General features: G+C 72.5%; 15 protein-coding genes. 1 reads left to right on the forward strand and 14 read right to left on the reverse strand.

The window, feature by feature from the left end:
- The 6 genes from RBXJA2T_RS20405 to fliF all read right to left on the reverse strand — a co-directional run.
- Nucleotides 1–347 (reverse strand): hypothetical protein (locus RBXJA2T_RS20405; RefSeq protein WP_009857933.1); only part of this gene is annotated, 347 nt, incomplete at its 3' end.
- Nucleotides 348–362: 15 nt separating this feature from the next.
- Complete coding sequence (gene fliJ, locus RBXJA2T_RS13420; RefSeq protein WP_009857934.1) at nucleotides 363–815, reverse strand: flagellar export protein FliJ; 453 nt, start codon at nucleotides 813–815, stop codon at nucleotides 363–365.
- Between the two features lie 2 nt (nucleotides 816–817).
- Nucleotides 818–2,227 (reverse strand): flagellar protein export ATPase FliI, encoded by a 1,410-nt coding sequence (fliI, locus tag RBXJA2T_RS13425; RefSeq protein ID WP_009857935.1) that lies wholly within the window; start codon nucleotides 2,225–2,227, stop codon nucleotides 818–820.
- Nucleotides 2,224–2,949, reverse strand: coding sequence for a FliH/SctL family protein (locus tag RBXJA2T_RS13430; RefSeq protein ID WP_009857936.1), 726 nt, complete (start codon nucleotides 2,947–2,949; stop codon nucleotides 2,224–2,226). The genes fliI and RBXJA2T_RS13430 overlap by 4 nt, the downstream gene beginning before the upstream one ends.
- On the reverse strand, nucleotides 2,933–3,928 hold the full coding sequence (fliG, locus tag RBXJA2T_RS13435; RefSeq protein WP_009857937.1) for a flagellar motor switch protein FliG: 996 nt from the start codon (nucleotides 3,926–3,928) through the stop codon (nucleotides 2,933–2,935). The genes RBXJA2T_RS13430 and fliG overlap by 17 nt, the downstream gene beginning before the upstream one ends.
- Before the next feature lie 24 nt (nucleotides 3,929–3,952).
- A complete protein-coding gene (gene fliF / locus RBXJA2T_RS13440) occupies nucleotides 3,953–5,617 on the reverse strand; it encodes a flagellar basal-body MS-ring/collar protein FliF (protein WP_009857938.1) in 1,665 nt (554 codons plus the stop codon).
- 116 nt (nucleotides 5,618–5,733) lie between these two features.
- Between fliF and fliE the strand changes: the two genes are divergently transcribed.
- The gene (fliE, locus tag RBXJA2T_RS13445) at nucleotides 5,734–6,063 is read left to right on the forward strand and encodes a flagellar hook-basal body complex protein FliE (protein ID WP_009857939.1); all 330 of its coding nucleotides are present in this window, start codon (nucleotides 5,734–5,736) and stop codon (nucleotides 6,061–6,063) included.
- Between the two features lie 172 nt (nucleotides 6,064–6,235).
- Here the strand turns inward: fliE and RBXJA2T_RS13450 are convergent, their stop codons facing one another.
- The 8 genes from RBXJA2T_RS13450 to RBXJA2T_RS13485 all read right to left on the reverse strand — a co-directional run bounded on the left by RBXJA2T_RS13450 (nucleotide 6,236) and on the right by RBXJA2T_RS13485 (nucleotide 13,299).
- The gene (locus tag RBXJA2T_RS13450; RefSeq protein ID WP_009857940.1) at nucleotides 6,236–8,095 is read right to left on the reverse strand and encodes a putative bifunctional diguanylate cyclase/phosphodiesterase; all 1,860 of its coding nucleotides are present in this window, start codon (nucleotides 8,093–8,095) and stop codon (nucleotides 6,236–6,238) included.
- A gap of 63 nt (nucleotides 8,096–8,158) precedes the next feature.
- A complete protein-coding gene (locus tag RBXJA2T_RS13455; protein ID WP_009857941.1) occupies nucleotides 8,159–8,653 on the reverse strand; it encodes a GspH/FimT family pseudopilin in 495 nt (164 codons plus the stop codon).
- Nucleotides 8,650–9,072 (reverse strand): type IV pilin protein, encoded by a 423-nt coding sequence (locus RBXJA2T_RS13460; protein ID WP_009857942.1) that lies wholly within the window; start codon nucleotides 9,070–9,072, stop codon nucleotides 8,650–8,652. The genes RBXJA2T_RS13455 and RBXJA2T_RS13460 overlap by 4 nt, the downstream gene beginning before the upstream one ends.
- On the reverse strand, nucleotides 9,069–9,833 hold the full coding sequence (locus tag RBXJA2T_RS13465; RefSeq protein ID WP_009857943.1) for a flagellar brake protein: 765 nt from the start codon (nucleotides 9,831–9,833) through the stop codon (nucleotides 9,069–9,071). Before RBXJA2T_RS13465 ends, RBXJA2T_RS13460 begins: the two co-directional genes overlap by 4 nt.
- 51 nt (nucleotides 9,834–9,884) lie before the next feature.
- Nucleotides 9,885–10,184 carry a flagellar protein FliT gene (locus RBXJA2T_RS13470; protein ID WP_009857944.1) on the reverse strand — a complete coding sequence of 100 codons (300 nt, stop codon included), beginning with the start codon at nucleotides 10,182–10,184 and terminating at the stop codon, nucleotides 9,885–9,887.
- 25 nt (nucleotides 10,185–10,209) lie between these two features.
- Nucleotides 10,210–10,644, reverse strand: coding sequence for a flagellar export chaperone FliS (gene fliS, locus RBXJA2T_RS13475; RefSeq protein ID WP_009857945.1), 435 nt, complete (start codon nucleotides 10,642–10,644; stop codon nucleotides 10,210–10,212).
- Between the two features lie 200 nt (nucleotides 10,645–10,844).
- The gene (fliD, locus tag RBXJA2T_RS13480) at nucleotides 10,845–12,281 is read right to left on the reverse strand and encodes a flagellar filament capping protein FliD (RefSeq protein WP_009857946.1); all 1,437 of its coding nucleotides are present in this window, start codon (nucleotides 12,279–12,281) and stop codon (nucleotides 10,845–10,847) included.
- Nucleotides 12,282–12,441: 160 nt separating this feature from the next.
- A complete protein-coding gene (locus RBXJA2T_RS13485) occupies nucleotides 12,442–13,299 on the reverse strand; it encodes a flagellin N-terminal helical domain-containing protein (protein ID WP_009857947.1) in 858 nt (285 codons plus the stop codon).
- Between the last annotated feature and the right edge of the window lie 12 nt (nucleotides 13,300–13,311).

The following is a 13,311-nucleotide window of genomic DNA, read 5'->3' on the forward strand; positions in this document are numbered from 1 at the left end:
AGCGACGAGACGTCGCCGCTCCCGCCGGCGTCCTCGTCCGCGTCGCCGCGCGTCGTGCGCTCGCCGGCCTCGGCGGTGGCCGACGCGGCATCGTCGGCGGCGTCGGTGTCCGACGCCTTGCGGGCCGCCTTGTCCGGGCCGCGCTCGGCGCGGTCACGTTCGGCACGGTCGTTCCGTTCGGCCTTGTCGGCCTGGCGCGAGGTCTCGGCCTTGCGTGCACCCTGGCCGTCCTCGGCGGCGCGCCCGAGTTCACGGGCGAAGGCGCCGGGCTCCTTCTGCCGCGCGGCGTTCGACGGCGTCGGTGCGGCGGGGCTCGGGTTGACAGTGGCGATGGCGGCAGTCGTCATGGCAGTGGCGGATGTCTAGTGCCGGGCGGCTTCGGCCTGGCTGGCGCGCCAGCGGATCTGCTGCGCGGTCTCGTCGGTCTGGCGCTGGTCGCGGCGGGCCTGCACACGCTGCTGCTCGAGCTCGCGGCGCTCGATCAGCTTGCGCACCGAGGCGACGCGCATCTCGGCGGCGACGAGCCGCTGGCGCAGCCGCTCGACGTTGGCCTTCGCGGTCTCGATCTGCTGCTGCTGCTGCACCAGGGCCTCGTCGATGCGGTCGCCGAAGCTGCGGTAGCAGTGCAGGATCTCGACCGCGCCGAGCTGGCGGAACTGGCTCGCCCAGCGCTGCTGGTACTCGCCGCGGTAGCCGTCGAGCTGGTCGGCCTGGGACTGGGCGCGGCGCGCGTGCTCCTCGGCGCGCTGGACCGCGGCCTGGATCTGGTCGCGCTCGGACTCGGCGTGTTCGAGCAGGGTGGGCAGGGCGCTCATGGTCAGGTCCCGACGAGGTGGAGGAGTTCCTGGCGGCTGGACTCGAGGTCGGCGCGTTCGCGCATGTCCTGCTGCAGCAGCGCGACGATCTGGCCGTGCAGGCGCACCGCGGTGTCGAGCTCGGCGTCGTGGCCGGGGGCGTAGGCGCCGAGCTGGATCAGGTCGCGCGCCTTGTTGTACTTGGCCAGCAGCTGGCGCAGCTTGCGCGCGGCGAGCAGGTGCTCCTTCGGCGCCACCGAGCTCATCACGCGCGAGACCGAACGCTCGACGTCGATCGCCGGGTAGTGGCCCGACTCGGCGAGCTCGCGCGACAGCACGATGTGGCCGTCGAGGATGCCGCGCGCCGCGTCGGCGATCGGGTCCTGCGGGTCGTCGCCCTCGGTCAGCACGGTGTAGAAGGCGGTGATCGAGCCGACGCCGTTGAGGCCGTTGCCGCTGCGCTCGACGAGCTGCGGCAGCTTGGCGAAGACGCTGGGCGGGTAGCCCTTGGTGGCCGGCGGCTCGCCGATGGCCAGCGCGATCTCGCGCTGCGCCATCGCGTAGCGCGTCAGGCTGTCCATCAGCAGCAGCACGTGCTGGCCGCGGTCGCGGAAGTGCTCGGCGATCGCGGTGGCGTAGCTCGCGCCCTGCATGCGCACCAGCGGCGGCGCGTCGGCCGGCGCGGCGACGACGACGCTGCGGCGCAGGCCGTCCTCGCCGAGGATGTCCTCGATGAACTCCTTGACCTCGCGGCCGCGCTCGCCGATCAGGCCGACGACGATGACGTCGGCGGCGGTGTAGCGCGCCATCATGCCCAGCAGCACCGACTTGCCGACGCCGGTGCCGGCGAACAGGCCCAGCCGCTGGCCGCGGCCGACGGTCAGCAGCGCGTTGATCGAGCGCACGCCGGTGTCCAGCGCGCGCCGCACCGGGTCGCGGTCCATGGCGTTGATCGGGCGGCGGATCATCGGCTGCGCGTGGGCGTCGGCGATCGGGCCGCCGCGGTCCATCGGATGGCCGTGCGAGTCGACGACGCGGCCGAGCAGGCCGTCGCCCATCGGCAGGTGCAGGCCGCGGTCCTCGCTGCGCCGCCAGGGGTGGTTCTCGACGCCGAAACGCGGCGGCACGCGCGGCGCCGGGCGCGGGATGACACGCGCGCCGCTGGCCAGGCCGTGCAGGTCGCCGGTGGGCATCAGGAAGGCGCGGTCGCCGTTGAAGCCGACGACCTCGGCCAGCACCGGCGGCTGCCCGGGCTGGCGGATCTCGCAGATCGAGCCGACCGGCACGCGCACGCCGGCGGCCTCGAGCACCAGGCCGGTGACACGCAGCAGCGTGCCCACGGCCTCCAGCGGCTGCGGCGCGCTGGCGTAGTCCTGGATGTCCTGCAGGAAGCGCGACCACTTGCGCGCGCGGGTGTCCGCCACCGGGGTCATGGCGTCGGCTCCCAGGGCTCGTCGCTGCCCATCGCCGCGGCGGCCTGCGCCCAGCGCGAGGCGATGCGCGCGTCGATCGAGCCGACGTCGGAGTCGACGAGCACGCCGCCGCGCTCGATGCCGTCGTCGGCCAGCAGCCGCGCGCCGCGCGCGGTCAGCGCCTCCTCGGCGCCCTCGGCGACCAGCGGCAGGTCGTTCGGGTGCACGCGCACGGTGATGTGGCGCGCGCTCAGCAGCACGTTGTTGACGGCCTCGGCGGCGACACGCGCCACCAGCGACGGGTCGGCCTGCAGCTCGCTGCGCAGCACCTGGCGCGCCAGCTGCACCGCGGTGCGCGCGACGGCCGTCGCGATCTCGGTGTCGAGCCGGTCGAACTGGGCGTTGAAGCTGTCGACGACGGCGCCCACCTGGGCCGTGGCCTGCGAGGCGAAGCTCTGCTTGAATCCCTCGAGCGCGACCAGGCCGTCGCGGTAGCCGTCCTGGTAGCCGGCTTGGCGCGCGGCGGCGATCTTCGCCAGCCACTCCTCGGGCGTCGGCTCGGGCGGGGCGGCCGGCTCGGGCGGCGGCGCCTCGGGTTCGGGTTCGCCGTGGAACGAGCCGGGCTTCCAGGCGGCGAAGTCGCCGAGCTCCTCGCGCGGGATGAAACGCGTGTAGGCGCTCGCCGGCTTGCTGCCCTGCGGCGGCGGGACGTTGCGGAAACCGTGTTTAGAGGAACTGCTCATCGCCACCCGTGCTCAGCATGATCTGCCCTTCGTCGGCCAGGCGGCGGACGGTCTTGAGCATCTCCTTCTGTTCGGCCTCGACCTCGGACAGGCGCACCGGGCCGCGGGACTCGAGGTCCTCGCGCAGCGTCTCGGCGGCGCGCGTGGACATGTTCTTGAAGATCTTCTCGCGCAGGCCCGGCGTGGCGCCCTTGAGCGCGACGATCAGCGACTCCGACTGCACCTCGCGCAGCAGCGCCTGGATGCCCTTGTCGTCGATCTTCTCCAGGTCGTCGAAGGTGAACATGTTGTCCATGATCTTCTGCGCCAGCTCGTTGTCGGTCTCGCGCACGAAGTCCAGCACCGAGGTCTCGGCCGAGCTGCCCAGCATGTTCAGGATCTCGGCGGCGGCCTTGACGCCGCCGAGCGTGCTCTTCTTCATGCGGTCGCCGCCGGCGAGCACCTTGCTCATGACCTCGTTGAGGTCCTTCAGCGCCGCCGGCTGGATGCCGTCGAGTGTCGCGATGCGCACCAGCACCTCGTTCCTCTGGCGCTCGACGAACTGCTTGAGCACCTCGGCGGCCTGGTCGAACTCCAGGTGCACCAGGATCGCGGCGACGATCTGCGGGTGCTCGTGGCGCAGCAGCTCGGCCACCGAGCTGGCGTCCATCCACTTCAGGCTCTCGATGCCGGTGACGTCGCTGCCCTGCAGGATGCGGTCGATCAGCAGCGCCGCCTTGTCCTCGCCGAGCGCCTTGCGCAGCACCGACTTCACGTACTCGTCGGTGTCGGGCACGAGGATGTGCTCGCGCTCGGCAACCTCGGTGAACTTCTCCAGGATGGTGTCGACACGCTCGCGCGGCACGGCCTTCATCTTGGCGATCGTCTCGCCCAGGCGCTGCACTTCCTTCGGGGCGAGGTGCTTGAAGACCTCGGCGGCCTCCTCCTCGCCCAGCGACATCAGCAGGATCGCGGCGTCTTCCAGCCCTTCGTCGTCCATCGGCGCGGCCATCGGATCCTCCCGTCAGGCGGCTTCGCCGCTGACCCAGCCGCGCACGATGTTCGCGACGGCGGCCGGGTTCTCGCGCGCCAGCTTGCGCGCGGCTTCGAGCTTGTCGTTGGAGCGCGGGGCCTCCAGCGCCGGCAGCTGGTCGGGGCCGGGCAGCGCCGCGCCGCCGTCGACGAGCTCGTCGACGGTCTCGCCCTTGATCGGCTCGGGCTTGGCCGCGGCGGCCTTGATCGCCGGGCGGATCAGCGTGAAGACGACGATCAGCGCGACGAGCACCAGCGCCGCCGGCGTCGCGCCGCTGCGCAGCAGGTCCAGCACCCAAGGCTGCTGCCAGATCGGCACTTCCTCGGCCTCGGGCGCCTTCTCGACGCGGAACGGGGCGTTGACGACCCGCACCGAGTCGCCGCGCTCCTTGCTGAAGCCGATGCCCTGCTCGACCAGCGCGGTGAGCTTGTCCAGCTCCTCCTGCGACAGCGGCGTGCTCGTCGGCTTGCCCTTGGCGTCGACGCCGTTGCGGTGGTTGACGACGACGGCGGCGTTGATCCGGCGCACCGTGCCGGTGGCGCCGCGGATCACGCGCACCGTCTTGTCGACCTCGTAGCGCGTCTCGGCGTCGCGCTGGGCGTTGCCGCCGGCGGCGCCGCCGTTGGCCGCCTGCAGGGCCTGCGCCGGGCCGTTGATCGGCGCCGAGGCCGGCACCGGCGGCTGGTTGCTGACCGCGCCGGGCACGCCGCTGGGCACGTTGGCGCCCGGGCGGGTGGATTCGGACACGCGCGAGGCGCGCACCGCGGCCGGGTTGTCGCCCTGGTTGGGCTTGAATTCCTCGGAGGTCTGCTCGGTCTGCGAGAAGTCGACCTCGGCGGTGACGGTGGCGCGCAGGTTGTCGCGGCCGAGCACCGGCTCGAGCAGGTCGTTGACGCGGCGCAGGTAGGTCGCCTCGACCTCGCGCACGTACTGCAGCTGCTGGGTGTCCAGGCCCTGCGAGGCGTTGTCCTGGCTGGACAGCAGGCTGCCGTCGCCGTCGAGCACGCTGACCGCCTTGGCGCTCAGCTCGGGCACGCTGGAGGACACCAGGTGCACGATGCCGGCGAGCTGGGCGCGGTCCAGCGTGTGGCCCGGGCGCAGCGTCAGCACGACCGAGGCCGAGGGCTTCTGCTGCTCGCGGAAGAAACCGTTCTGGTTGGGCAGCGCCAGGTGCACGCGCGCCGTCTCCACCGACGACAGGGTCTGGATGGTGCGCGTGAGCTCGCCTTCGAGCGCACGCTGCAGGTTGATGCGTTCCTGGCCCTGCGTCTGGCCGAAGGCCGTCTTGTCGAGCAGCTCGTAGCCGGTGATCGAGCCCTTGGGCAGGCCGGCGGCGCTGAGCTTCAGGCGCAGGTCGTAGACCTGGCTGGCCGGCACCATGATCGTGCCGCCGCCTTCGCTGAAGCGGTAGGGCACGTTCATCTGCGCCAGCTTCTCGACGATGGCGCCGCCGTCCTTCTCGCCGACGTTGGCGAAGAGCACGCGGTAGTCGTCCTGCTTCAGCGACAGCGCCAGCACGACGACGATCGCCAGCAGCGCGGCGAGGCCGGCCCCGGCCATCACCTTGGTCTTCATCGGCAGCGCCGTCAGGCGCGCCACGAATCCGGGCGGCGTCTCGGGCACGAGCGGGGGTTGCGCAACGACGGCAGTCTCCATGGCTGGGCATTCTTCGCTGCCGCCGGGCTTTCCGGTGGCACAAGAAAACCGGCAAACACTCGCCTGTTCGCGCCTTAGGACCGGGGACGCCGCCTCTACAGTGCGTCATCGGCACCATGGAACTCAAACTCAAGCCCTTCGACTTCAACCAGGCGGTGGCCCGCGCAGGGCTGCGGCCCGACGGCACGCCCCTGGTCGGCAAGACCGAGGCGCCGGCCCAGGGCGGCAGCTTCCGCTCGGCGATGGCCGAGGCGCTGCAGGACGCGAGCCGCAACCAGCTGGAGGCGCAACGCCTGCAGCGCGAGGTGGCGCTGGACAACCCGACCGTCAGCCTCGAGGAGACGATGGTCGCGATGCAGAAGGCGCAGCTGGGTTTCCAGGCGACGGTGCAGGTGCGCAACCGGCTGGTCAGCGCCTACACCGAAATCATGAACATGCAGGTGTAGGGCCCCCCCGGAGCGCTCGCGCGCTCCCCCCCCGAGGGGGGCGACGCCAGCGGACCGGCGGAGCCGGATCCGCGGCGTCCGCTGGGTGGGCCTTGTGCGTGCGTCGGGCGGAGCCCGGCCGTGGCGTCAGCTTGACGCGGCCGGCCGGGCCGCTTTTCTTTGTTCGCGACTGTCAGACCAGTGCTGTGTCTGCGCTCTGGTGGGGCAGGCGGTCGGCGGGCTGGGGGCGGCCGAGCAGGAAGCCTTGCAGGACGTCGCAGCCGTGGGCGGCCAGGGCCTGGCGCTGGGCTTCGGTCTCGACGCCTTCGGCCGTGACGTGCATGCCCAGGGCGTGGGCCATCGAGACGACCGAGCCGACGATGACGCCGACCTTGGCGTCGTCGGCCAGGCTGTGGGTGAACTCGCGATCGAGCTTGACGCGGTCCAGCGGGAAGCGCCACAGGTGCGCCAGGCTGGAATAGCCGGTGCCGAAGTCGTCCATCGCGATGCTCACGCCCAGGCCGCGCAGCTCGCGCAGCGCGCGCAGCACGGGCTCGGTGCGCGCCATCAGCAGCGACTCGGTGATCTCCAGCTCCAGCCGCTCGGGCGCCAGGCCCGAGTCGCGCAGCGCCTCGGCGACGACCTCGGCGATGCCGCCGTCGCGGCGGAACTGCGCCGGACTCAGGTTGACGGCCACCGACAGCGGTGCCGGCCAGCGTGCGGCTTCGCGGCAGGCCGCGCGCAGCACCCAGGCGCCGAGATCCTCGATCAGCCCGGTCTGCTCGGCCAGCGGAATGAAGCTCGCCGGCGGCACCCAGCCGCGCTCGGCGTGCGGCCAGCGCGCCAGCGCCTCGTAGCCGACGATGCGGCCGCTGGCGGCATCCATCAGCGGCTGGAAGTGCAGCACCAGCGCGTCGGCGGCGAGCGCGTCGCGCAGCTCGGCGCCCAGGCGTCGGCGGCGCTGCAGCTCGTCGTCCAGCCGCGCGTCGTAGAAGCGGAAGGTGCCGCGCCCGTCGGCCTTGGCGCGTGCCAGCGCCAGGTCGGCCTGCTGCAGCAGCCGGTCGGCCTCGCGGCTGTCGACGCCGTGCAGCGCGATGCCGATGCTCGCGCCGATCTCGCAGCGCCGGCCGCCGACGTCGTAGGGCTGGCGCAGCGCCTCGACGATGCGCTGGGCCAGCGTCGCCAGCGCCTCGGCGTCGCCGGTGTCGGCGAGCACCGCGAACTCGTCGCTGCCCAGGCGTGCGACGAGGTCGCCGCTGCGCACCGTGGCGCGCAGCCGTGCCGCCACCTGGCGCAGCAGCGAGTCGCCGGCACCGCGGCCCAGCCACTCGTTGAATTCGCGGAAGCGGTCCAGGTCCATGCACAGCACGGCGCTGTGGCCGGCGCGGCGGGCGGCGGCGCGGCGCAGCGCGGCGACGAAGCTCTCGCGGTTGAGCGCGCCGGTCAGCGGGTCGTGCTGGTCGAGGTAGTCGATGCGCGCGCGCGCGCTGCGTTCGGCGCGTGCGTAGGCGCGCCACAGCAGCAGGCCGGCCAGGCCCACGCCCAGCAGCCCGGCGAAGGTGGCGCTGGCGGCGCGCACGGCCGAGCGGGTCGTCACCGCGGCGCTCTCGTCGAGGTCGACGCGGACCTGGGCCACGCCCAGCAGCACGCCGTCGCCCTGCACCGGCAGCCAGACGTCGGCGTGCACGGCCGAGCGCGTGTCGGGCTGGCGCTGGAGCTCGACGACGTGGGTGCTGCGGCCGGTCACCAGGTCGAGCACACGGGCCGTGGCCAGCGCCGCCGGCGCCGCCGGCAGGCCCTCGGAGGCCAGCGTGACGCGGCCGTCGGGGGCGTGCAGGCGGAAGGCGTAGACGGCGGTCGTGCCGCGCAGGCCGGCCAGCGGCAGCAGCGCACGCGGCGCCGGCGCCGGCCCGAACAGGCTGGCCGGCTGCGGCACGACGCGGCCGACCTGCAGCGCCCAGCCGCGCGCGGTGCGCAGCGCCTCCTCCTCGAGGTGGCGTTCGGCGACCTCGTGCAGCCGCAGCGCCACGAGCACGATCGCCGCCAGGATCACCGCGCCCCCAGATCACCAGGGCCCGGGCGAGCGAGAAGCGGACGCCGGCCGGGCGCTGCGGCGTCAGCATGCGGCGTAGCCGGACACGACACCCGCCGGTGCGCAGATGCGGGCCCGGCCCAGCGGCGACAGCGAGACCTGCAGCCGCTCGCCGCGCGAGGACTCGAACACCGCCGGCCGGGGCTGGGCCTGGGCCTCGCCGTCGGCTTCCAGCCGCGCCGGCGCGGCGTCCAGCAGCCGGATGCCGCGGTGGTCGGCGGCCCGCTCGGTCTTGAGCTGGCAGCCGCGCTCGCTGCCGCAGCCGCAGCCGCTGTCGGTGGCGATGGCCCAGCACCAGTCGGCGCCGGCGTGCACGTCCAGGTGCAGCGGCTGGCCGCGGCGCGCGGCCTCGAAACGGGCTTCGCCGAGGTCGGCGGCCAGCGTCTCGGCGGCCATGCGCAGGCGGGCGCGCTCGGCGGCGCTGCCGAAGGACGGCACGGCCAGCGAGGCGAGCAGCGCCACGATCGCCAGCGCGATCATCGCTTCGAGCAGCGTGAGGCCGAGGGCGGGGCGCTTCATCGGTTCCAGCAGCGGCGGGTCGGGCCCTGGCGGGCAAAGCCGCTGTCCACGGCCAGCGTCAGCGCCGGGCAGTCGTGATCGCCGGCCTGCGGGCCGCCGGCCACCGGCGTGGCGCTGGCGAGGTAGCGGCCGTCGGCCTCGCGCTCGACGGCCAGGGTGTAGTGGCCGGCCTCGCTGACGCCGGGCAGGCGCAGCGCCGCGACGTCGTCGGCGTAACGGCCGTGGCGGTCGCGGTAGCCTTCCTGCGCGGCCTGCAGCCGCGTCAGCGCCTGCACCGCGTCGGCGCGGCGCGTCTTCACCAGGCTGCCCTGCCAGCTCGGCACCGCCAGGCCGGCGACGATGGCCGTCACGGCGCAGGCGGACATCACGTCGACGAGGCTGAAGCCGCGCGCGCGGCGGCCGGTGGCGGGCGGGTTCACAGCGACATCAGCCGGCGGCGGCGCTGCGAGAGGTCGATCCAGCGCTGCAGCAGGCGTTCTCCGCCGGCCGGCAGCGACAGCCATTCGCAGCCCAGGCGCAGGCCCTGGCCGTCGGCGGGCAGGGCGGTGACGTGGCGCAGCGACAGCTTGGTGACGAAGCGGGTCTCGAGATCGAGCTCGATCTGCACGCCGGCCAGCTCGATGCCCGGCGGCATCGGCGGGACGTCGTGCGGCAGCAGCAGCGCGCAGCCGCCGGCGCTGATGTCGATCAGGCGCAGCGCCAGCGACATCTCGGGGATGGCCGGATGGCGCAGCCGTGCGGTGGGCGCCTGGCGGCCGTGCGGCCGCACGCGGTAGGCGCCGCGGCGCTGGAAGCGGTAGAGCGCGCGCGGCATCTGGGCCTGCAGCGCGCAGGCGCGCGGGCCGCGCACCAGCAGCAGGCCCTGCAGCTCGAACTGCAGCTTGACGCTGTCGAGATAGGCCACGGCCGTCGCCTCGTCGGCGTCGACCAGCGCCTGCAGCCCCGGCAGGCCTTCGTCGGCGCTGAACGACAGCCGCCCCGAGGCAGCGTCCACCGACCACAGCGTGGTCGTCAGCCCGATGCCGTCGGGCGCGTTCAGGTGCACCGTGGCGCTGCTCTCGCAGATCTGGCGCAGCAGCGCCTGCAGCTCGCGCGGGTGATCGACGCGGAACTCGGCCCAGCGGTCGATCGTGCCGCCGGCGTCCAGGTCGGCGGGGCGGGTGTCCTCGAACATGGCCATGGCTCTTTCGTGAACGACGAACGCCGCCCGAGGGCGGCGTCGGCCGGACGGCTAGTGCAGGGTCTTCTGGCGCCCTGCCAGCGTGTCGTCGAGATCCTGCAGCCAGGGCTCGGCGAGGTGCCGGATCTCGGCGTCGTTGATCAGGATGCGCTGCATGATGCGCGACTTGGCCTTGGCCGCCTCGGCGTCCAGGCTGGCCTCGCGTGCGGCGTGCTTGAGCTGGCTGATCAGCAGCACGCAGGCGCCCTCGAGCTTGACGACCTCGTCCCAGTTGCCGGCCTTGGCCGCCGACAGCATGTCGGCGCTGGCCTGCTCGATGGCCTCGTAGTACTTCAGGAGGTCGGTGTTCATCGCGGGTCCTCGTGGTGGCGCCGGTTCAGCCTCGTCCGGGCTGGCCGCCGACCTTGTCGCCGATGGCGTTCCAGGCGTCCTGCAGCGGCTGCATCAGGCGCTGGCATTCGTCGAGCACGGCTTCGTCGTTGCGCAGGTTGGCGTGGGTCAGGCGCAGCTCGATGTAGCCGTACAGCGCGTGCAGATCCTTGGCCAGCTGGCCGCCGGACTCGAGGTCCAGGCAGGCGCGCAGGCCTTCGTCGACGATGGACAGCGCATGCTTGATCGCGCGGTTCTTGCGCTCGATCTCGCCGGCGCGCATCGCGCCGCGGGCCTGGGCGATCGCGTCCTGGAAACCCTGGTACAGCAGCGCGACGAGCTGGTGCGGCGAGGCCGTGCTGATCGCCGTCTCGGCGCCGACACGGTGGTAGGCGTGGGCGAACTGCTGCGGGCGGGCGAACGCGGAGGCGGAGGCGAACATGGTGGGGATGTGCGTCGATTCAGCGGAAAGTGATGGATTTATCGGCGTGGGCTGGCGGGACTTGAGCCGGAAACGGCGGTCCTGACCCGGCTTTTCCGGCGACCGCCGGCGCCGGCATCGCCCCCTGAAAGGACATCGGCCCCAGGCCCCGCGGTCGCGGGCGCCTGGGGCCGTGGCGCGGGTGCGGCGGCGGCGGCCGCTCAGCTGCTCGACTTGTTCAGCGCGGCGAGCTGCTGCGTGACGTAGCTCGACAGCCCCGACAGCGTCGTCATGCTGGTGTCCAGCGCCTGGTACTGGCGGCGCAGGCGCGCCTCGGCCAGGGCCAGCCGGACCTCGAACGCGTCCTGGCTCTTCTCGTTCTGCTTGATCTGCGACTGGATGCCGGAGGTGCGCGTCGTCAGCAGCCCCTCGCTGCCGAGCACCGCGTTGCCCAGGTCGCGGAAGCGGTCCATGAAGCCGGAGCCGGCGGTGGTGTCGGCGTCCTCGGCGAAGACCTTGCGCAGTTCCTCGCGCTGGCTCGTCAGCGCGTTCTTCAGCTTGGTGCTGTCGACCGAGAGCTGGCCGTTGGCGCCCATCGAGATGCCGACGTCGGACAGGCGGCCGTAGACCGACGACGCGCTGCTGCCTTCGTTGATGACGTTGCGCAGCTGGGACTGCAGCGACACCGTCGTGCGGTCGCCCTGCAGCGTGCCGCCCTTCTTGGTGTCGGCGTCGTACTTGGTCTGCTCGGCGATGTAGCTGGCGAGCTGGTTGAAGGCCTTCACGAAGGTGTCGACGGCCTTGGTCACGGCCTCGTCGTCGGCGTTGACCTTCACCTCGACGGCGCTCGTCGTGGTCTTGTTCAGCGTCAGCGTCAGCCCTTCGGCGACGTTCTCGAGCTTGTTGCTCGCCGAGGTGACCTGGATGCCGTTGATCGTCGCCACGGCGTCGGCGGCGGTCTGGGTGCGCGTCATCGCGCTGGCGCCGACGGCGCTGAAGCCCAGCGTCGACAGGCCGGTCGTGGTGCTGCCGTCGTCAGCGGTCTCGGTCGCGGTGACGCGGAACGCGCTCTCGGCGCCGGTGCTCGCCGAGCGCAGCGCCAGGCGCGCGCCCTGCGAGTCGGTGACGATGGTCGCGGTGACGCCGGCGCCGGCGGCGTTGATCTTGTCGCGGATCTTCTCGAGCGTGTTGTCCTCTTCGCCGATGGTCACCGTGACCTCGCTCTTGGCGGAGAAGCCGGTCGGCGTCGGTTCGCCGGTCCAGCTGCCGAGCTCGATCTTCAGCGTGCCGGTGCCGACGACGGTGTCCGACGCCGCGAAGCGCTGGCTCGCGACGGTCTGCGTGCTGGCGAGCTGCTGCACCCCGATGGCGTAGCTGCCGGCCACGGCCCCGCCGGCGGAGCTGACGCCGACGGCGGCGCTGTCGCTGCTCGTCGCCGCGGTCTGCTTCCACAGCAGCACCGACGACAGCGCGTTGGCCGCGTCGCGCATCTCCGAGGTGTAGCTCGTGAGCTTGCCGACCGCCGACAGCCGGGTGTTGAGCGTCGAGTTCGCCTGCTGCAGCAGGTTCAGCGGCCGCTTCTCGACCGACATCAGCTGCGTGACCACCGCCTCGACGTTGATGCCGCTGCCCAGGCCGGTGGAGGAAATGGTCGCCATGTCGATTCCTTGGAGTCTCGTCTCGCCTTCGGCGCGCACGCGCCGAACTTGAGCCTGCGCTGCGCCGTTTCGCGCAAGGCGTCACGCCGCGCCGTGGCTGACGGCCCCGGAGCGGCGTGGAAGGAGGGCTTGCCGGTGGTCCCGGCGAAGGGGGGTCGCGTCAGCGCTGCAGCAGGCTCAGCACCTGCTGGGGCAGCTGGTTGGCCTGCGCGACCATCGCGTTGCCGGCCTGCTGCAGGATCTGCGCGCGGCTCATGTTGGCCGTTTCGGCAGCGAAGTCGGCATCCATGATGCGGCTGCGCGCGGCCGACTGGTTCTCGACGCTGATCTGCAGGTTGGAGATCACGGCCTCGAAGCGGTTCTGGGTCGCACCCCACATCGCGCGTTCGTTGTTGACCGTGTTGAGCGCCTTGTCGATGTTGTCGATGACGGTCTTCAGGTCGGCGGCGCTGGTCAGCGCGCCGGAGGTGCCGATCACCGAGCTGGTGGTCGTCACCGCGCCGAGGTCGGCATTGGCGCTGAAGGCGGCGGCGATCCTGACGGTGACGACGTCGTCGTCGGTCGTGTTCGGGCCGACCTGGAACGACATGTCCGTGGTCTGGCCGAAGACCGGCTTCTCGTTGAAGGTGGTGCCGCCGAGCACACGCTTGACCTCGGTCTGCAGCTCGAAGAATTCCTTCTGCAGCGAGTCCTGGTCCTTGGCCGTGTTGGTCGAGTTGCGCGACTGCACGGCGAGTTCGCGCATGCGCTGCAGCGAGTCGCCGATCTTGGCCAGCGCACCTTCGGCCACCTGGGCGTAGGAGATGCCGTCGTTGGCGTTGCGGATCGCGACGTTCATGCCGCGCACCTGGGCGTTCATCCGTTCGGCGATCGCCAGGCCGGCCGCATCGTCCTTCGCGGAGTTCACGCGCAGACCCGACGACAGGCGCGCCATCGACGTCGCCAGCGAGCCCTGGGAGGCGCTGAGGCTGCGCTGGGCGTTCAGCGAGGCCAGGTTGGTGTTGATGGTCTGAGGCATGTGCGGCTCTCC

Origin of the sequence: Rubrivivax benzoatilyticus JA2 = ATCC BAA-35, assembly GCF_000190375.1 — a bacterium.
GTDB lineage: Bacteria > Pseudomonadota > Gammaproteobacteria > Burkholderiales > Burkholderiaceae_C > Rubrivivax > Rubrivivax benzoatilyticus.